Below are 16,423 nucleotides of genomic sequence, written 5' to 3' on the forward strand. Positions count from 1 at the left end.
CGCCTGAACCCTACTGTTCCCTGCGTTTCCCTTATAGAGGAATCATTATGAATAACGCGCAGACACATCTGAAAATGGGCTACGTCTGGACTATCTGTCTGGTCGCCGCCTGCGGTGGTTTACTCTTTGGCTATGACTGGGTGGTGATTGGCGGCGCAAAGCCGTTTTATGAAGCCTGGTTTTCCATTACCGACCCGGCGCAGTCCGGCTGGGCAATGAGCTCGGCGCTGGTGGGCTGCGTTTTCGGCGCATTAATCTCGGGATGGTGCGCCGATAAACTGGGGCGCAAGCTGCCCTTAATACTGTCCGCCGTGCTGTTCAGCGCCTCGGCGTGGGGGACGGCGGTAGCCAGCAGTTTCGACATGTTTGTGGTTTACCGCATTGTGGGCGGCGTGGGGATTGGTCTGGCATCCGCGCTCAGCCCGCTTTACATCGCGGAAGTCAGCCCGGCAGAAAAAAGAGGGCGCTTTGTTGCGATAAACCAGCTCACTATCGTGATTGGCGTGCTGGCCGCTCAGCTTATCAACCTGATGATTGCGGAACCCGTAGCGACGGGGGCGACGCAGCAGATGATTGTGGAGACCTGGAACGGGCAGATGGGCTGGCGCTGGATGTTCGGCGCGGAACTGGTGCCGGCGCTGGCGTTTCTGGTGCTGATGTTTTTTGTTCCTGAGTCGCCGCGCTGGCTCATGAAGGCCGGTAAGCCGGATCGCGCCCGGGCCGCGCTGGAGCGCATTGGCTCCGCCGACTATGCCGACAGGATATTACACGACATCGCGCACACGCTGGAAAAAGATAACCATAAAATCTCCTACGGCGCGCTGCTGGCTCCGCAGGTTAAACCGATCGTTATCATTGGCATGGTCCTCGCCGTCTTCCAGCAGTGGTGCGGAATTAACGTCATCTTTAACTACGCGCAGGAGATTTTTGCCTCAGCGGGATTCGATATTAACAGTACGCTGAAATCGATCGTCGCAACGGGGATCGTCAACCTGGTGTTTACCCTCGCCGCGCTGCCGCTGGTGGATAAAATCGGCCGCCGTAAATTAATGCTGCTTGGTGCCTCAGGGTTGACGCTGATCTATGTTCTGATTGCCGCCGCCTATGGCATGGGCATCATGGGCTGGCCCGTTCTGCTGCTGGTGCTGGCGGCGATTGCTATTTATGCCTTGACCCTGGCGCCGGTTACCTGGGTACTGCTGGCGGAAATCTTCCCCAACCGCGTTCGCGGACTCGCGATGTCCTTAGGCACCCTGGCGCTGTGGATTGCCTGTTTCTTGTTAACCTACACTTTCCCGCTGCTTAATGCCGGACTGGGCGCGGCGGGCAGTTTCCTGCTGTATGGCGTCATTTGCGCTGCCGGCTACCTCTATATTCTGCGCAACGTGCCGGAAACGAAGGGGGTCACTCTCGAAGCCCTGGAAGAGCAGCTGGCGCAACGTCATGCGGGCGCTCAGGCGATGAAGCAGGAGCAGACGCGCTAATGGCGGAAGAGTGGATTCTGGAAAACGCGCATCTGCGAATGCGCGTCGCTTCTCTGGGCGGCAAAGTGCAAAGTTTATACTCGCGGCGCTATCAGGCGCCGGTGCTGTATGAAAACCCCGCCGGCGGCATGTTTCCGATGCTGCCGCTGGCCAATCGCGTCGCCGGGAACCGCTTTATTTTTCAGGGTCGTGAGATAGTTCTGCCTCGCCACCACGCCGACGCGCATTTTTTTCTCCACGGCGACGGTTGGCTGCAGCGCTGGGATATGATTGCGCGCGGCGGCGACTATTGCGTGTTACAGCTGCGTCGGCAGCATGCCTGCGGTTTCGATTACCTGGCGCAGATCCGCTACCAGCTGCTGCGTAACCAGCTGGTGGCTGCGCTGACGCTTACCCACTGCGGTAGCACGCCCATCCCCTATGGCTGCGGTTTTCATCCGTTTTTTCCTTTTTATAAGCGCGGTACGGTGCAGTTTGCAGCCGCCGGCTACTGGCCGGAAGGGGAGCAGCATCTTCCTCTCGGCTGGCAAGGCCAGTTGCCCGGCTACGCCGATTTCAGCCACGCGCAGTACGGTGAGGATCGCTGGCTGAACGTGGGCTATTCCGGCTGGAGCGGGCGGGCGAGGGTGAGTAGTGATGTGATGGATATCACAATTCTTTCGCAAACTCCGTGGTTGATGCTTTTCAGAATGCAGGGCGAGCCGTTCATTTGCCTCGAGCCGCAAAGTCATCCGGTAAACGCCCATAACATGGACGGACAGCCGGGGTTGCGGGTTTTAGGCGCCGGAGATACGCTGAGTTTTTCGCTGAAAATAGACGTACAGGGGCGCGAATAGCGCCATATTTGGGGCGAGGGTATCTTGCACCCGCCCCGCTTTATCGCCAGACTGTCGCCTCCATTCGGGAGGGAATCATGGTCTTACACTCCACGCGCTGGCTGGCGCTTAGTTACTTCACCTATTTTTTTAGCTACGGCATCTTCCTGCCTTTCTGGAGCGTCTGGCTTTCCGGACTTGGCCTGACGCCGGAAACCATCGGCATGCTGCTCGGCGCCGGGCTGGTGTCGCGCTTTCTTGGCAGCCTGCTGATCGCGCCGCGGGTCAGCGACCCGTCCCGTCTTATCTCTTCTCTGCGCATTCTGGCGCTGCTGACGCTGCTCTTTGCGCTCGCATTTTGGATCGGCCACCAGGTTGCCTGGCTGATGGTGATTATCGTCGGCTTTAACCTCTTTTTCTCGCCGCTGGTGCCGCTGACCGACGCGCTGGCGAATACCTGGCAAAAGCAGATCACCATGGACTACGGGCGCGTGCGCCTGTGGGGGTCGATAGCTTTCGTCATTGGCTCGGCGCTGACCGGGAAGCTGGTCAGCCTGTATGACTACCGGATGATACTGGTGATGCTCAGCGTCGGTATTGCCTCCATGCTGCTCGGCATGCTGCTGAAGCCGTCGGTGCAGCCGCAGGGCGAATCCCGCCAGCAGGAAGCGGCCGGCCTGGCGGCCTGGCTTACGCTGGTGCGGCAAAGCTGGCGCTTCCTCGCCTGCGTCTGTTTGCTGCAGGGCGCGCACGCCGCCTACTACGGATTTAGCGCTATCTACTGGCAGGAAGCGGGGTATTCCGCCTCCGCCGTGGGCTACCTGTGGTCGCTTGGCGTCGTGGCGGAAGTGGTGATTTTCGCGCTGAGCAAAAAAGTCTTCCGCCGCTTTAGCGCCCGCGATCTGCTGCTGCTGTCCGCGGTATGCGGGCTAATTCGCTGGACGTTGATGGGCTGGACGACGGCGCTACCCTGGCTTATCGTCGCGCAGATCCTCCACTGCGGCACCTTTACGGTGTGCCATCTGGCGGCGATGCGCTACATTGCGGCGCGTCAGGGCAGCGAAGTGATCCGCCTGCAGGCGGTCTACTCCGCCGTCGCGATGGGCGGCAGCATTGCGGTGATGACGGTCTTTGCCGGTTTCCTCTACCAGCATCTGCACCAGGGCGTTTTCTGGGTGATGGCGCTGGTGGCCTTACCGGCGCTGGTGGTGCGGCCAAAAGCGGTGGCTTAGGCCTCCAGCATTTTGCAAATCTGCTGCTGCTGATGATCGCTGAACGTCTCTTCGGCGTGAAACAGCGGCGGCGAAAACAGCGGCAGCGCCGTGGCATAGGGAGTGACGATCAGCGTCACTTCCTTCGGTGCGCCCTCTTTCTGAAAGGTGCTCACGCTCAAATACTTTATATTGAGCGGCAGCAGGGTTAACTCGCGCAGCTGCTGCTCCAGCGACTGCTCAAGGTCCGGGTTATCATCGGTCAGCAGAACCACCTGTTTCTCCTGCAGATCGCTTTTTTGCATCAGCCAGGCGCCGAAGATCACCGCGATTAAACTGACTTCCTCCTGGCTAAAGCGTACCTGCCAGCTGGCTTCGAACTCTGCCAGCGCAGCCTGCGTTGTGCGCATCAAGCGGGGATAAAGACGGCCTATCTCCTCCGGCAGCGCGTTATCGATACCGATAGCGAAAACGCTGCGGTGTAGCGCCTGCGAAAGGTGAATATAGAGCTGATCGCTCAGCCCCTGCTCATCGCTAAACGGACGGCCCGCCAGGTTCTGAAAGCGGTGAATCAGCCCGGAAATGGCCAGATGCAGACGGCGATCGTGCTGATGACCATCCCGGATAGGATCGGGGGTTTTCAACAGCATAAACAGCAGGGCCAGAAACAGCTGTTCTCCGGCATGGGGCGTTGCCGCAACCCGCCGCTGCCAGTGGCGGACAATCTCCTCGGCGAGGGAGAACTCGGCGGCGGCTTGCGCCCAGCGCTGCTGCTCGTGGGTGAAAGTGGGGCTCTGTCCAAGGTGGTGCTGCAGCAAACAATACTGTAAATAAAGACGCAGAAAATGCACGTCGCGGCAGTCAAACTGCCGGTTCAGGGCGCGCGAGCAGCGGTTGACCAATGCCTGAAGATTGGTGTCGTCATACAGCGTGCGTGCGATACCCTGCTGTTTAAGCTGCGTTTTCAAAGCCGGGGTAAAATGGTGGCTGACAAAATGCGGGCACAGGCGCAGCCCGCGGCGCAGGCCGTGCAGCAGGCATAAGCGTTGATCGAGCGCGGCGCCTTCCATCCGATAGCTGCCGTCCGCTTGTGAAGCAAGGGTCAAGCGGTGATAACGCTGAATCTCGCGTCCCGTCTCCGCAATGTCCTGCCGGGCGGTATCCTCATCAACCTGGGTGAGGTTACCCAGCCATTCGGGCGTCACGGACTGCCCGGGCAGATAAAACATCAGGAGCACCTGGCTACGGCGCTGTGGACTGGAAAGCACAGATGGTGGTTCAATCACTGTCATCATCCGGTTAGTTCCAGTTAGGGTTTTCGTTAAGAGTAGTTAATGTATTGAGGGTGAACAGGGCATTTCCGGGTCTTTACATCAGGATTGCTGGCGGGGTTCACAGAATTTTTCACGCGAGGAACAGATGAAGAGAGTGAAACAATGCGTCAGCGTAGCGTTTTTCATGTTTTTATCGCTATCTGCGGCGGCGCATCCGCACAGTTTCATCAGTTTGCAAACGGAGGCCGTGGCGGAAAATGGGCTGCTCACCGGCTTTAAAATGCGCTGGACGATGGATGAAATCACCTCCGCCGATCTGCTCTATGATGCGGGCAACGCTAAACCCGGTAGCGAAATCTGGAAAAAGTTGGCGGCGGAAGTGATGGCGAACGTGCTGGGCCAGCACTATTTCAGCGAGCTATGGCACAACGGCCAGCGGGTGAAGTTTGATAATCGGCCCGCTGGTTATGGCCTTGAACGCAGCGGTCATCAGGCGGTGCTCACCTTTACCCTGCCGCTGGCGAAGCCGCAGCCTCTGGCCGGGCAAACCTTCACCTTTTCCACCTACGACCCGACCTATTATGTTGATATGTATTACGACAAAGACGCAGACTTCACACTACCGACGGCGATGAAGACAAGCTGCACGGCAAAAGTGATGACGCCGAAGCCTAACGAAAAAATGTTGTCCTACGCGCAGTCGCTGGATAAAGCGGATGCGCCGCCGGAGGATATGGAACTGGGGAATTACTTCGCGCAAAAGGTGACGCTGCAATGTCAGTGATTTTTGCTCAAACCGGCCGTTCGCCGCGCTGGCGTCAGCTGTGGCCGCTGGCGCTGTTTCTGCTGCTGGCAGCCGGAGCTGGCTTCTGGCTATGGCGGGCCTGGCCGCAGGTGCTGCTGCAAAGCGCGGTCTGGCAGCGCGCGCTGAATGTCGAACTGAGTCGGCTTCTGCAGGCGGTTGCGGAGAATCCTGCCGCCGCCGGGCTGTCGCTGCTGGGGTTTAGCTTCGCCTACGGCATCCTGCATGCGCTGGGGCCGGGGCACGGCAAGGTGGTCATAACCACCTGGCTGGCAACCCATCCGTCGAAGCTGAAATCGAGCATCGGCCTGACGCTGGCCGCTTCGTTGCTGCAGGGGCTGGTAGCTATCGCCTTAGTGGTGGTGGTACTGACGCTGCTGCGGCTGCCGGCAAGACAGCTGCATCTGAGCAGCTTCTGGCTGGAAAAGGGAAGCTATCTGCTGGTCGGCGCGCTGGGCCTTTTGCTGTGCTGGCGGGCGCTGAAAAAGCTGCGGATGCTGCTGCGCCGACCGACATTCACCGCCTTCACCGCGCATCACGTTCATCACGCCAGCTGCGGCTGCGGGCACCAGCATTTGCCGGCGCCGGAACAGCTGCAAAGCGGAGATGACTGGCGGGCGCGGCTGGCTATCGTGCTGTCAATGGGGATGCGGCCCTGCTCCGGAGCCATTATGGTGCTGTTGTTCAGCAAGGTTATAGGCGTATTTGGCTGGGGCATGGCGGCCGCGATGGCGATGGCGGCGGGAACCTCGCTGACGATTAGCGCGCTGGCGCTGCTGGTTCATGGTTTCCGCCAGCTGGCGGTCAGGCTGAGCGCGAATCGGGCGCCGGCGCTGTGGAAGCAGATCGGTTGGGCAACGCTGGCGCTGGCCGGCGGCGTGATTTTACTGGCGGCGGCTATCGTGATGTGGAGTAGCGCGATGCCATCGGGCGGCGGCCTGCGGCCGTTTTAATGCGATAAAAAAAGGAAGCCGCGGCTTCCTTTTGGTTTTTCATGCGGTGAGAAATTAACGCTTCAGCGCTTCACTCAGATGCTCGCGCATATTGGCCAGCATCGCTTTAACGACGCGCGGGTTGCCTGCAACGATGTTGCCGGTCAGCAGGTAGTTATGGCCGCCGGTAAAGTCGCAGACGATAGCGCCTGCTTCACGGGCGATCAGCTCGCCTGCCGCGAAATCCCACGGTTTCAGCGCGATTTCAAAGTAACCGTCAACCCGGCCAGCGGCAACGTAGGCCAGATCCAGGGCAGCGGAACCGGTGCGGCGGAAATCCGCGCATTCGGTGAACATGTTGCCGAGGATGTTCATGTAAGAGGTCGCGTGCTGTTTTGCTTTGAACGGGAAGCCGGTGGCGATGATCGTGCCATCCAGATCGCGAGCGCTGCTGCCGCGCAGGCGGTAGCCGTTCAGCTGCGCGCCCTGACCGCGGGTCGCGGTGAACAGTTCGTTACGCATCGGATCGTAAACCACGGCCACTTCAGTACGGCCTTTAATGCGAACGGCAATGGAGACGGAGAAGTGCGGCAGACGTTTGACGAAGTTGGTGGTGCCATCCAGTGGATCGATAACCCATTGAACATCCTGATCTTCACCAGCGTGCTCACCGCTTTCTTCGGTGATGATGGTGTGCTGCGGGTAAGATTTGCGAATGGTTTCGATAATCATCGCCTCGGCGGCTTTATCGACGTTGGTCACAAAATCATTGCTGCCTTTCTGGCTGGTTTCTACGGAGTCAGGGGTTTCGTAGTGCTTGGCAATTAAATTACCCGCCTTGCGCGCTGCGCGCACGGCGATGTTCAGCATCGGATGCATCGGTATCTCTCACTGGATGTTAAAGAACGGGAAAAAACGGCGCATATAGTAACAGTGAAATCTCCTTATGTCTTCGTTTTATGATAGCATGCACGAATAATCTTTAGCCGAAGAACCATAATGCTGCAAAATATTCGAATCGTACTGGTAGAAACCTCACACACCGGCAATATGGGCTCCGTCGCCCGCGCAATGAAAACCATGGGGTTAACCAACCTGTGGCTGGTCAATCCTCTGGTCAAACCCGATTCTCAGGCCATCGCTCTGGCGGCCGGGGCCAGCGACGTCATTGGCAATGCCCACATCGTTGATACCCTTGATGAAGCGCTGGCGGGCTGTAGCCTCGTCGTGGGGACCAGCGCGCGCTCCCGTACGCTGCCGTGGCCGATGCTCGACCCGCGTGAATGCGGCCTGAAAAGCGTTGCCGAAGCGCAGCATGCGCCGATCGCGCTGGTATTTGGCCGCGAACGCGTCGGCCTGACTAACGAAGAGCTGCAGAAGTGTCACTACCATGTGGCAATCGCTGCCAACCCGGAATACAGCTCGCTGAACCTGGCGATGGCGGTGCAGGTTATCTCCTATGAAGTGCGTATGGCCTGGCTGGCGGCGCAGGAGCAAAATGAACCTGTCGTCGAGCATGAAGAAACCCCGTATCCGCTGGTGGATGATTTAGAGCGTTTCTACGGTCATCTGGAGCAGACGCTGCTGGCAACCGGGTTTATCCGCGCCAGCCACCCGGGCCAGGTGATGAATAAGCTGCGCCGTTTGTTTACCCGCGCCCGCCCGGAAAGCCAGGAGCTGAACATCTTGCGCGGCATGCTGGCGTCAATTGAGCAGCAGCAGAAAAATAAAGAGTAATAGTGCACGCCGTTGCCCGGCGGCGCGGTACTGCGGGTTCCCTCTCTCCTTGTGGGAGAAGGCCGGGGCGAGGGCACCAGGCCGCGCTGAAGTGAAACGGCACGGAAAGCCAAATACCTGACTAAAACAGTCAAGTAAATAGTTGACCAATTTACTCGGGAATGTCAGACTTGCCCTTGCTATGCAATACCCATATTAATAAAAAGCCCGGGCAGGGGCGAGTTTGAGGTTAAGTAAGACATGAGACTGACATCTAAAGGGCGTTATGCCGTGACCGCGATGCTTGACGTTGCGCTCAACTCTGAATCGGGTCCGGTTCCGTTGGCTGATATTTCAGAACGTCAGGGAATTTCGCTTTCCTATCTGGAACAGCTGTTCTCTCGCCTGCGCAAAAATGGCCTGGTTTCCAGCGTCCGTGGTCCAGGCGGCGGTTATCTGTTAGGTAAAGAAGCGGGTAGCATCGCGGTTGGCGAAGTTATCAGCGCAGTGGACGAATCCGTTGACGCCACCCGTTGTCAGGGTAAAGGCGGCTGCCAGGGCGGCGATAAGTGTCTGACTCACGCGCTGTGGCGCGATCTGAGCGAGCGACTGACCGGTTTTCTGAATAACATCACGCTGGGCGAACTGGTGAATAACCAGGAAATCCTTGATGTCTCCGGCCGTCAGCACAACCATGAATCCCAGCGTAGCACCCGCGCTCAGGACGCCATCGACGTCAAACTGCGCGCGTAGTTCTCGTTCAGTTTCATCTTGCAGCTATCGGCTGCAAGCTGAAACGAGCTGAGTAAAAAAGATAAAAAAGATTTTCGAATCAGGCCAGGATGTTCCGACATCCTGTGTACTCGGTCGTACATCCAGCCGGTTGCCTGATTCCTTGCATTGAAGCGATGTACGGAGTTTATAGAGCAATGAAATTACCGATCTATCTCGATTACTCCGCAACCACGCCGGTGGACCCGCGTGTTGCCGAGAAAATGATGCAGTTCCTGACCCTGGACGGGACCTTTGGTAACCCGGCCTCGCGTTCACACCGTTTTGGCTGGCAGGCTGAAGAGGCGGTAGATATCGCCCGTAATCAGATTGCCGAGCTGGTCGGCGCTGACCCGCGCGAAATCGTTTTTACTTCCGGCGCGACGGAATCCGACAACCTGGCGATTAAAGGTGCAGCCAACTTTTATCAGAAAAAAGGCAAGCACATCATCACCAGCAAAACCGAACATAAAGCCGTGCTGGACACCTGCCGTCAGCTGGAGCGCGAAGGGTTTGAAGTGACCTACCTCGCCCCGCAGCGTAACGGCATTATCGATTTAAAAGAGCTGGAAGCCGCGATGCGTGATGACACCATCCTTGTTTCCATTATGCACGTGAATAACGAAATCGGCGTGGTGCAGGATATCGCTACCATCGGCGAGATGTGCCGCGCCCGCGGTATCATTTACCACGTTGACGCGACCCAGAGCGTGGGCAAACTGCCTATCGATCTGAGCCAGCTGAAAGTTGATCTGATGTCCTTCTCCGGCCACAAAATCTATGGCCCGAAAGGCATCGGCGCGCTGTACGTGCGTCGTAAACCGCGTATTCGTATCGAAGCGCAGATGCACGGCGGCGGTCACGAGCGCGGCATGCGCTCCGGGACGCTGCCTGTCCACCAGATCGTCGGTATGGGTGAAGCTTACCGTATCGCGAAAGAAGAGATGGAAAGCGAAATGGCCCGCCTGCGCGGCCTGCGTAACCGTCTGTGGGATGGCGTAAAAGATATGGAAGAGGTCTACCTGAACGGCGATCTCGAGCAGGGCGCGCCGAACATTCTCAACGTCAGCTTTAACTACGTTGAAGGCGAGTCGCTGATTATGGCGCTGAAAGACCTGGCGGTCTCTTCCGGTTCCGCCTGTACTTCCGCAAGCCTCGAGCCGTCCTACGTGCTGCGCGCGCTGGGGATGACCGACGAGCTGGCGCATAGCTCTATTCGTTTCTCTTTAGGTCGTTTTACTACCGAAGAAGAGATTGACTACACCATCAATCTGGTTCGCAACTCCATTGGTCGTCTGCGCGAACTTTCTCCGCTGTGGGAAATGTTCAAGCAGGGCGTGGATCTGAACAGCATTGAATGGTCACATCACTAATTCGGCACCAATAAGGAGAATTCATCATGGCTTACAGCGAAAAAGTTATCGATCATTACGAGAATCCGCGCAACGTCGGCTCTTTCGACAATAGCGACGAAAACGTCGGCAGCGGCATGGTTGGCGCACCGGCGTGCGGCGACGTGATGAAGTTGCAGATTAAAGTCAACAATGAAGGTATCATTGAAGACGCGCGTTTCAAGACCTACGGCTGCGGTTCCGCTATTGCTTCCAGCTCCCTGGTGACCGAGTGGGTGAAAGGGAAATCGCTGGACGAAGCTCAGGCGATCAAAAACACCGATATCGCAGACGAGCTTGAGCTGCCGCCGGTGAAAATTCACTGCTCTATTCTGGCGGAAGACGCGATTAAAGCCGCGATTGCGGATTACAAAAGCAAACGTGAAGCAAAATAATTAAGAGTTGAGGTTTGTTATGTCGATTACTTTAAGCGACAGTGCAGCAGCGCGAGTCAACACCTTTCTGGCCAACCGCGGTAAAGGGTTTGGTCTGCGCCTGGGAGTCAGAACTTCCGGCTGCTCGGGTATGGCTTATGTACTGGAGTTTGTTGACGAGCCGGCGGCAGAAGACACCGTGTTTGAAGACAAAGGCGTGAAGGTCGTGATCGACGGCAAAAGTTTGCAGTTCCTCGACGGCACGCAGCTGGACTTCGTCAAAGAAGGTCTTAACGAAGGGTTTAAGTTCACCAACCCGAACGTGAAAGACGAGTGCGGCTGCGGCGAAAGCTTTAACGTGTAATTGCAATGTAATCTAAACCCCACTGCGGACGTCCGTAAGTGGGGTTTGCTTTATCTCGTTAACCCTGAGGTTGCTATGGACTATTTTACCCTCTTCGGGTTACCGGCCAGCTATACCCTTTCGTTAGAACCCCTGGCTGCCCGGTACCAGGAGCTACAGCGCCAGTATCATCCCGATAAGTTCGCCAGCGGCAGCGCGGCCGAACAGCTCGCCGCGGTGCAGCAGTCCGCCACCATTAATCAGGCGTGGCAAACCCTTCGCCATCCGCTGACCCGCGCCGAATATCTCCTTTCACTTCACGGTTTCGATCTCGCCAGCGAGCAGCATACCGTGCGCGATACCGCGTTCCTGATGGAACAGCTGGAACTGCGCGAAGAGCTCGATGAGATAGGCAAGGCGAAAGATGAAGCGCGGCTGGAAAGCTTTATCAAGCGGGTCAAAGCGCAATTTGATACCCGGCATCAGCTGATGGTTGAACAACTGAATAACGAGACGTGGGAGGCGGCGGCGGATACCGTGCGCAAGCTGCGTTTTCTCGATAAACTGCGAAGCAGTGCGGAACAACTCGAAGAAAAACTGCTCGATTTTTAATTTTCGGAAGCAATTATGGCCTTATTACAAATTAGTGAGCCCGGACTGAGCGCCGCGCCGCACCAGCGACGTCTGGCGGCGGGTATCGACCTGGGCACCACCAATTCACTGGTGGCTACCGTGCGTAGCGGCCAGGCCGAAACTCTGCCCGACCATCAGGGGCGCTATTTGCTGCCGTCGGTGGTGAACTATCAGGCTTCGGGTTTGACGGTGGGCTATGACGCGCGACAAAACGCCGCTCTGGATCCGGTCAACACCATCAGCTCCGTCAAACGCATGATGGGCCGCTCTCTGGCCGATATCGAGGCCCGCTACCCACATCTGCCTTATCAGCTGCAGGCCAGCGAAAACGGCCTGCCGATGATTCAGACTATGGGAGGTTTGCTCAATCCGATCCGCGTATCTGCCGACATTCTAAAAGCGCTGGCCGAACGCGCCACCGAGGCGCTGGCGGGCGAGCTCGACGGCGTGGTGATTACCGTGCCGGCCTACTTCGATGATGCTCAGCGTCAGGGAACCAAAGACGCGGCGCGTCTGGCGGGCCTGCACGTGCTGCGTCTGCTGAACGAGCCGACCGCGGCGGCGATAGCCTACGGCCTGGACTCCGGTCAGGAAGGGGTCATCGCGGTTTACGATCTCGGCGGCGGTACTTTTGATATCTCCGTGCTGCGCTTGAGCCGCGGCGTGTTTGAAGTCCTGGCCACCGGCGGCGATTCCGCGCTCGGCGGCGACGATTTCGATCATCTGCTGGCCGATTATCTGCGCGAGCAGGCTGGCCTGAGCGATCGCAGCGATAACCGCCTGCAGCGCGAGCTGCTCGACGCGGCGATCGCGGCGAAAATCGCCCTCAGCGATGCCGAGACGGCGCGAGTGAACGTCGGCGGCTGGCAGGGGGAGGTGACCCGTAGCCAGTTTAATGCGCTGATCGCCCCGCTGGTCAAACGCACCTTGCTGGCCTGCCGTCGCGCGTTGAAAGACGCCGGCGTTGAGGCGCAAGAGGTGCTGGAAGTGGTGATGGTGGGCGGCTCGACCCGCGTGCCGCTGGTGCGCGAACGCGTCGGCGAATTCTTTGGCCGTACGCCGCTGACCTCTATCGACCCGGATAAAGTCGTCGCCATCGGCGCGGCGATTCAGGCGGATATCCTGGTGGGCAATAAGCCGGACAGCGAGCTGCTGCTGCTTGATGTCATTCCGCTCTCTCTGGGGCTGGAAACCATGGGTGGCCTGGTGGAAAAGGTTATCCCGCGTAACACCACTATTCCGGTGGCGCGCGCGCAGGAGTTCACTACCTTCAAAGATGGTCAGACGGCGATGTCTATCCACGTTATGCAGGGCGAGCGCGAGCTGGTGCAGGACTGCCGCTCCCTGGCGCGTTTTGCGCTGCGCGGCATTCCGGCATTACCGGCGGGCGGGGCGCATATTCGCGTGACCTTCCAGGTGGATGCCGATGGCCTGCTGAGCGTGACGGCAATGGAGAAATCGACCGGCGTTGAGGCCTCTATCCAGGTGAAACCGTCCTACGGTCTGACCGATGGCGAGATCGCCAGCATGATTAAAGATTCGATGAGCTATGCCGAACAGGATGTCCAGGCGCGTATGCTGGCCGAGCAAAAAGTTGAAGCCGCGCGCGTACTGGAAAGTCTGGTCAGCGCGCTGGCCGCCGACGCCGCGCTGTTAAGCGCCGCAGAGCGTCAGGCTATCGATGACGCCGCGGAGCAAGTGCGCGCCGCAGCGGCAGGCGATGATGCCGATGCAATCAAAGAAGCGATTAAAAATATCGACACACAAACCCAGGAATTTGCCGCACGTCGTATGGATCAATCGGTCCGTATCGCGCTGAAAGGCCAATCCGTGGACGAGGTTTAAAATGCCAAAAATTGTTTTTCTGCCCCACCAGGACCTGTGTCCGGATGGCGTAGTTGTGGAAGCTGAGACCGGTGAGACCATTCTTGATGCAGCGCTGCGTAGCGGTATTGAGATTGAACACGCCTGCGAAAAATCCTGTGCCTGCACCACCTGCCACTGCATCGTGCGTGAAGGCTTTGACTCGCTGGCGGAAAGTACCGAAGATGAAGACGACATGCTGGATAAGGCCTGGGGGCTTGAGCCCGACAGCCGTCTGAGCTGCCAGGCGCGGGTGACTGACGAAGATTTGGTCATCGAAATTCCGCGTTACACCATCAACCACGCACGCGAGCATTAATATGGGACTGAAATGGACCGATAGTCGTGAAATCGGCGAAGCGCTGTACGACGCTTTCCCGGATCTCGACCCGAAAACCGTTCGCTTCACCGATCTGCATCAGTGGATTTGCGATCTGGAAGAGTTTGATGACGATCCGAACGCATCCAATGAAAAAATTCTTGAGGCGATTCTGCTAGTCTGGTTAGACGAAGCAGAATAATTTTCGCGTCATGATTTATCCGGTAGTTTAAACCGGATGAATCAACGAGCGAAAGAACTTTACGGGCTGCCATACGGCGGCCCGTTTGCTAAGAAGGATAATGATAATGACCGAAGCTATGAAAATTACGCTTACCGCTCAGCCAGCCGATGCGCGCTGGGGAGAAAAAGCATCTTACAGCATTAATAACGACGGCATCGCCCTGCATCTGAACGGCAAAGACGACCTCGGTTTGATTCAGCGCGCGGCGCGAAAAATTGACGGCATGAGCATCAAACATGTCGCGCTTGACGGCGAGGGCTGGGATACCGATCGCGCATGGGCGTTCTGGGCCGGCTATAAAGGCCCGAAAGGCAGCCGCAAAGTGGAGTGGCCGGCCCTCGACGATGCGCAGAAAAGCGAACTGGATAACCGCCTGACCATTATTGACTGGGTCCGCGACACCATCAACGCCCCGGCGGAAGAGCTGGGGCCGGAACAGCTGGCGCAGCGTGCGGTAGACCTGCTGTGCAGCGTGGCCTGCGATAACGTCTCTTATCGCATCACCAAGGGCGAAGATCTGCGCGAGCAGAACTACCTGGGCCTCCACACCGTCGGCCGCGGCTCCGAGCGTCCGCCGGTCCTGCTGGCGCTGGACTATAACCCAACCGGCGACAAAGAAGCCCCGGTGTACGCCTGCCTGGTCGGTAAAGGCATCACCTTTGACTCCGGCGGATACAGCATCAAGCAGAGCGCGTTTATGGACTCGATGAAGTCCGATATGGGCGGCGCGGCGACGGTAACCGGCGCGCTGGCGTTCGCCATCACGCGCGGCCTGAACAAGCGCGTGAAGCTGTATCTGTGCTGCGCCGATAACCTGATTAGCGGTAACGCCTTCAAACTGGGCGATATTATTCACTATCGCAACGGCAAAACCGTGGAAATCATGAACACCGATGCGGAAGGTCGCCTGGTACTGGCGGACGGTCTGATCGATGCTTCGGCGCAAAAGCCGGCGCTGATCATCGATGCCGCCACGCTGACCGGCGCGGCGAAAACCGCGCTTGGCAATGATTATCACGCGCTGTTCAGCTTTGACGATGCGCTGGCGAATCGCCTGCTGGCGAGCGCGCAGGCTGAAAACGAAGCTTTCTGGCGCCTGCCGCTGGCTGAGTTCCACCGCGGCCAGTTGCCGTCCAACTTTGCTGAACTGAACAATACCGGCAGCGCGGCCTATCCGGCCGGCGCCAGCACCGCGGCGGGCTTCCTGTCCCACTTCGTGGAGAATTATCATGAAGGCTGGCTGCATATCGACTGTTCGGCGACCTACCGCAAATCTGCGGTTGAGCAGTGGTCGGCCGGCGCGACCGGCCTCGGCGTGCGCACTATTGCTAATTTGCTGACCGCGGAATAACCCTTTCCCCTGACCCTCCCCCTGATGTTTCAGGGGGAGGTCACGTTCGGCTTTCTCCCGCTTCCTTCGTGGAGAGAGCCGGGGTGAGGGGATTTTCGTTGTGGAACTACTATGTCCGAAACTAAAAATGAGCTAGAAACCCTGCTGGAGAAGGCGGCTACCGAGCCAGGCCATCGTCCGGCGTTTTTCCGTACGCTGCTGGAAGCTACGGTGTGGGTACCCGGAGCCGCCGCTCAGGGCGAGCAGGTCGTTGAAGACAGCGTGCTGGATCTGCAGCACTGGGAAAAAGATGATGGCACATCGGTCATTCCTTTTTTCACCTCGCTGGAAGCGCTGCAGCAGGCCGTTGAGGACGAACAGTCTTTTGTGGTGATGCCGGTGCGCACGCTGTTCGCCATGACCCTCGGCGAAACGCTCTATCTCAATGCCAAACTCGCCACCGGCAAAGAGTTTGCGCCGCGTGAGATTAGCCATCTGCTGGGGGAAGAGGGCAGCCCGCTCAGCACCCAGACCGTGCTTGAAGGCGGAGAGTCGCTGCTGCTGTCTGAGGTTGCCGAGCCGCCCGCGCAGATGGTGGACTCGCTGACCGCGCTGTTTAAGACCCTGAAAACGGTGAAGCGCGCGTTTTTATGCTCTATCAAAGACAGCGCCGATGCGCCAGCCAACCTGCTGATTGGCATTGAAGCGGAAGGCGATATTGAGGAGGTTATTCAGGCGACCGGCAGCGTGGCGACCGATACGCTTCCCGGCGACGAGCCGATTGATATCTGTCAGGTAGTGGAGGGGGAAAAGGGGATTAGCCACTTTATGATCGCCCACATCACGCCGTTTTATGAAAAGCGCTGGGGCAGCTTCCTGCGCGACTTTAAGCACAATCGGATTATTTAACTCAACGGGGGC

18 protein-coding genes are annotated in these 16,423 nt (G+C 58.0%); 16 read left to right on the forward strand and 2 right to left on the reverse strand.

Annotation, left to right across the window (positions count from 1 at the left end; translation table 11 throughout):
• The first annotated feature begins 47 nt into the window (after positions 1 to 47).
• From ABLU88_RS12755 to ABLU88_RS12765, 3 genes are all read left to right on the forward strand, one after another.
• Positions 48 to 1,484 (forward strand): sugar porter family MFS transporter, encoded by a 1,437-nt coding sequence (locus tag ABLU88_RS12755; RefSeq protein WP_348836667.1) that lies wholly within the window; start codon positions 48 to 50, stop codon positions 1,482 to 1,484.
• Positions 1,484 to 2,320, forward strand: a complete 837-nt coding sequence (locus ABLU88_RS12760) for an aldose 1-epimerase (protein WP_348836668.1) — start codon at positions 1,484 to 1,486, stop codon at positions 2,318 to 2,320. The genes ABLU88_RS12755 and ABLU88_RS12760 overlap by 1 nt, the downstream gene beginning before the upstream one ends.
• Before the next feature lie 77 nt (positions 2,321 to 2,397).
• On the forward strand, positions 2,398 to 3,531 hold the full coding sequence (locus tag ABLU88_RS12765; RefSeq protein WP_004853228.1) for a 3-phenylpropionate MFS transporter: 1,134 nt from the start codon (positions 2,398 to 2,400) through the stop codon (positions 3,529 to 3,531).
• On the opposite strand, the gene csiE is transcribed toward ABLU88_RS12765, so the two are convergent.
• Positions 3,528 to 4,805, reverse strand: coding sequence for a stationary phase inducible protein CsiE (gene csiE, locus ABLU88_RS12770; protein ID WP_032750899.1), 1,278 nt, complete (start codon positions 4,803 to 4,805; stop codon positions 3,528 to 3,530). The two genes, ABLU88_RS12765 and csiE, sit on opposite strands and share 4 nt — an antisense overlap.
• 124 nt (positions 4,806 to 4,929) lie before the next feature.
• On the opposite strand from csiE, the gene ABLU88_RS12775 reads away from it, so the two are divergent.
• A complete protein-coding gene (locus ABLU88_RS12775) occupies positions 4,930 to 5,568 on the forward strand; it encodes a DUF1007 family protein (protein WP_025106593.1) in 639 nt (212 codons plus the stop codon).
• Positions 5,559 to 6,539, forward strand: coding sequence for a nickel/cobalt transporter (locus ABLU88_RS12780; RefSeq protein ID WP_048260588.1), 981 nt, complete (start codon positions 5,559 to 5,561; stop codon positions 6,537 to 6,539). Before ABLU88_RS12775 ends, ABLU88_RS12780 begins: the two co-directional genes overlap by 10 nt.
• Before the next feature lie 54 nt (positions 6,540 to 6,593).
• Here ABLU88_RS12780 and suhB read toward each other — a convergent pair whose 3' ends face one another.
• On the reverse strand, positions 6,594 to 7,397 hold the full coding sequence (gene suhB, locus ABLU88_RS12785) for an inositol-1-monophosphatase (RefSeq protein ID WP_004853221.1): 804 nt from the start codon (positions 7,395 to 7,397) through the stop codon (positions 6,594 to 6,596).
• Positions 7,398 to 7,517: 120 nt separating this feature from the next.
• Here suhB and trmJ point away from each other — a divergent pair, with 120 nt between their 5' ends.
• The 11 genes from trmJ (at position 7,518) to sseB (ending at position 16,411) form a co-directional block, all read left to right on the forward strand.
• Positions 7,518 to 8,255: a tRNA (cytosine(32)/uridine(32)-2'-O)-methyltransferase TrmJ gene (gene trmJ / locus ABLU88_RS12790; RefSeq protein WP_348836670.1), complete on the forward strand. Its 738-nt coding sequence runs from the start codon at positions 7,518 to 7,520 to the stop codon at positions 8,253 to 8,255.
• A gap of 240 nt (positions 8,256 to 8,495) precedes the next feature.
• On the forward strand, positions 8,496 to 8,987 hold the full coding sequence (gene iscR, locus ABLU88_RS12795; protein ID WP_004853217.1) for a Fe-S cluster assembly transcriptional regulator IscR: 492 nt from the start codon (positions 8,496 to 8,498) through the stop codon (positions 8,985 to 8,987).
• A gap of 176 nt (positions 8,988 to 9,163) precedes the next feature.
• A complete protein-coding gene (gene iscS / locus ABLU88_RS12800) occupies positions 9,164 to 10,378 on the forward strand; it encodes a cysteine desulfurase (RefSeq protein ID WP_004134936.1) in 1,215 nt (404 codons plus the stop codon).
• 26 nt (positions 10,379 to 10,404) lie between these two features.
• A complete protein-coding gene (gene iscU / locus ABLU88_RS12805; RefSeq protein WP_002913991.1) occupies positions 10,405 to 10,791 on the forward strand; it encodes a Fe-S cluster assembly scaffold IscU in 387 nt (128 codons plus the stop codon).
• Positions 10,792 to 10,810: 19 nt separating this feature from the next.
• Positions 10,811 to 11,134, forward strand: coding sequence for an iron-sulfur cluster assembly protein IscA (gene iscA / locus ABLU88_RS12810; RefSeq protein WP_004104506.1), 324 nt, complete (start codon positions 10,811 to 10,813; stop codon positions 11,132 to 11,134).
• A 75-nt stretch (positions 11,135 to 11,209) separates the two neighbouring features.
• Complete coding sequence (gene hscB / locus ABLU88_RS12815) at positions 11,210 to 11,725, forward strand: co-chaperone HscB (RefSeq protein ID WP_004104505.1); 516 nt, start codon at positions 11,210 to 11,212, stop codon at positions 11,723 to 11,725.
• Between the two features lie 15 nt (positions 11,726 to 11,740).
• On the forward strand, positions 11,741 to 13,591 hold the full coding sequence (gene hscA / locus ABLU88_RS12820; RefSeq protein ID WP_348836671.1) for a Fe-S protein assembly chaperone HscA: 1,851 nt from the start codon (positions 11,741 to 11,743) through the stop codon (positions 13,589 to 13,591).
• A gap of 1 nt (position 13,592) precedes the next feature.
• Positions 13,593 to 13,928, forward strand: coding sequence for an ISC system 2Fe-2S type ferredoxin (gene fdx / locus ABLU88_RS12825; RefSeq protein ID WP_004104503.1), 336 nt, complete (start codon positions 13,593 to 13,595; stop codon positions 13,926 to 13,928).
• A 1-nt stretch (position 13,929) separates the two neighbouring features.
• Positions 13,930 to 14,130: a Fe-S cluster assembly protein IscX gene (iscX, locus tag ABLU88_RS12830; RefSeq protein ID WP_004104502.1), complete on the forward strand. Its 201-nt coding sequence runs from the start codon at positions 13,930 to 13,932 to the stop codon at positions 14,128 to 14,130.
• A gap of 106 nt (positions 14,131 to 14,236) precedes the next feature.
• Positions 14,237 to 15,523, forward strand: coding sequence for an aminopeptidase PepB (gene pepB, locus ABLU88_RS12835; RefSeq protein ID WP_348836672.1), 1,287 nt, complete (start codon positions 14,237 to 14,239; stop codon positions 15,521 to 15,523).
• Between the two features lie 111 nt (positions 15,524 to 15,634).
• On the forward strand, positions 15,635 to 16,411 hold the full coding sequence (sseB, locus tag ABLU88_RS12840) for an enhanced serine sensitivity protein SseB (RefSeq protein ID WP_025106598.1): 777 nt from the start codon (positions 15,635 to 15,637) through the stop codon (positions 16,409 to 16,411).
• Positions 16,412 to 16,423 lie beyond the last annotated feature (12 nt).

It is taken from the genome of Klebsiella sp. GW_Kp182 (assembly GCF_040062275.1).
Lineage (GTDB): Bacteria > Pseudomonadota > Gammaproteobacteria > Enterobacterales > Enterobacteriaceae > Klebsiella > Klebsiella michiganensis.

What these genes read in the sequence shown, in the direction of transcription:
- ABLU88_RS12755 (WP_348836667.1), top strand. Translation starts at nt 48, where the DNA reads ATGAATAACGCGCAGACACATCTGAAAATGGGCTACGTCTGGACTATC.
- ABLU88_RS12760 (WP_348836668.1), top strand. Translation starts at nt 1,484, where the DNA reads ATGGCGGAAGAGTGGATTCTGGAAAACGCGCATCTGCGAATGCGCGTC.
- ABLU88_RS12765 (WP_004853228.1), top strand. Translation starts at nt 2,398, where the DNA reads ATGGTCTTACACTCCACGCGCTGGCTGGCGCTTAGTTACTTCACCTAT.
- csiE (WP_032750899.1), bottom strand. Translation starts at nt 4,805, where the DNA reads ATGATGACAGTGATTGAACCACCATCTGTGCTTTCCAGTCCACAGCGC.
- ABLU88_RS12775 (WP_025106593.1), top strand. Translation starts at nt 4,930, where the DNA reads ATGAAGAGAGTGAAACAATGCGTCAGCGTAGCGTTTTTCATGTTTTTA.
- ABLU88_RS12780 (WP_048260588.1), top strand. Translation starts at nt 5,559, where the DNA reads ATGTCAGTGATTTTTGCTCAAACCGGCCGTTCGCCGCGCTGGCGTCAG.
- suhB (WP_004853221.1), bottom strand. Translation starts at nt 7,397, where the DNA reads ATGCATCCGATGCTGAACATCGCCGTGCGCGCAGCGCGCAAGGCGGGT.
- trmJ (WP_348836670.1), top strand. Translation starts at nt 7,518, where the DNA reads ATGCTGCAAAATATTCGAATCGTACTGGTAGAAACCTCACACACCGGC.
- iscR (WP_004853217.1), top strand. Translation starts at nt 8,496, where the DNA reads ATGAGACTGACATCTAAAGGGCGTTATGCCGTGACCGCGATGCTTGAC.
- iscS (WP_004134936.1), top strand. Translation starts at nt 9,164, where the DNA reads ATGAAATTACCGATCTATCTCGATTACTCCGCAACCACGCCGGTGGAC.
- iscU (WP_002913991.1), top strand. Translation starts at nt 10,405, where the DNA reads ATGGCTTACAGCGAAAAAGTTATCGATCATTACGAGAATCCGCGCAAC.
- iscA (WP_004104506.1), top strand. Translation starts at nt 10,811, where the DNA reads ATGTCGATTACTTTAAGCGACAGTGCAGCAGCGCGAGTCAACACCTTT.
- hscB (WP_004104505.1), top strand. Translation starts at nt 11,210, where the DNA reads ATGGACTATTTTACCCTCTTCGGGTTACCGGCCAGCTATACCCTTTCG.
- hscA (WP_348836671.1), top strand. Translation starts at nt 11,741, where the DNA reads ATGGCCTTATTACAAATTAGTGAGCCCGGACTGAGCGCCGCGCCGCAC.
- fdx (WP_004104503.1), top strand. Translation starts at nt 13,593, where the DNA reads ATGCCAAAAATTGTTTTTCTGCCCCACCAGGACCTGTGTCCGGATGGC.
- iscX (WP_004104502.1), top strand. Translation starts at nt 13,930, where the DNA reads ATGGGACTGAAATGGACCGATAGTCGTGAAATCGGCGAAGCGCTGTAC.
- pepB (WP_348836672.1), top strand. Translation starts at nt 14,237, where the DNA reads ATGACCGAAGCTATGAAAATTACGCTTACCGCTCAGCCAGCCGATGCG.
- sseB (WP_025106598.1), top strand. Translation starts at nt 15,635, where the DNA reads ATGTCCGAAACTAAAAATGAGCTAGAAACCCTGCTGGAGAAGGCGGCT.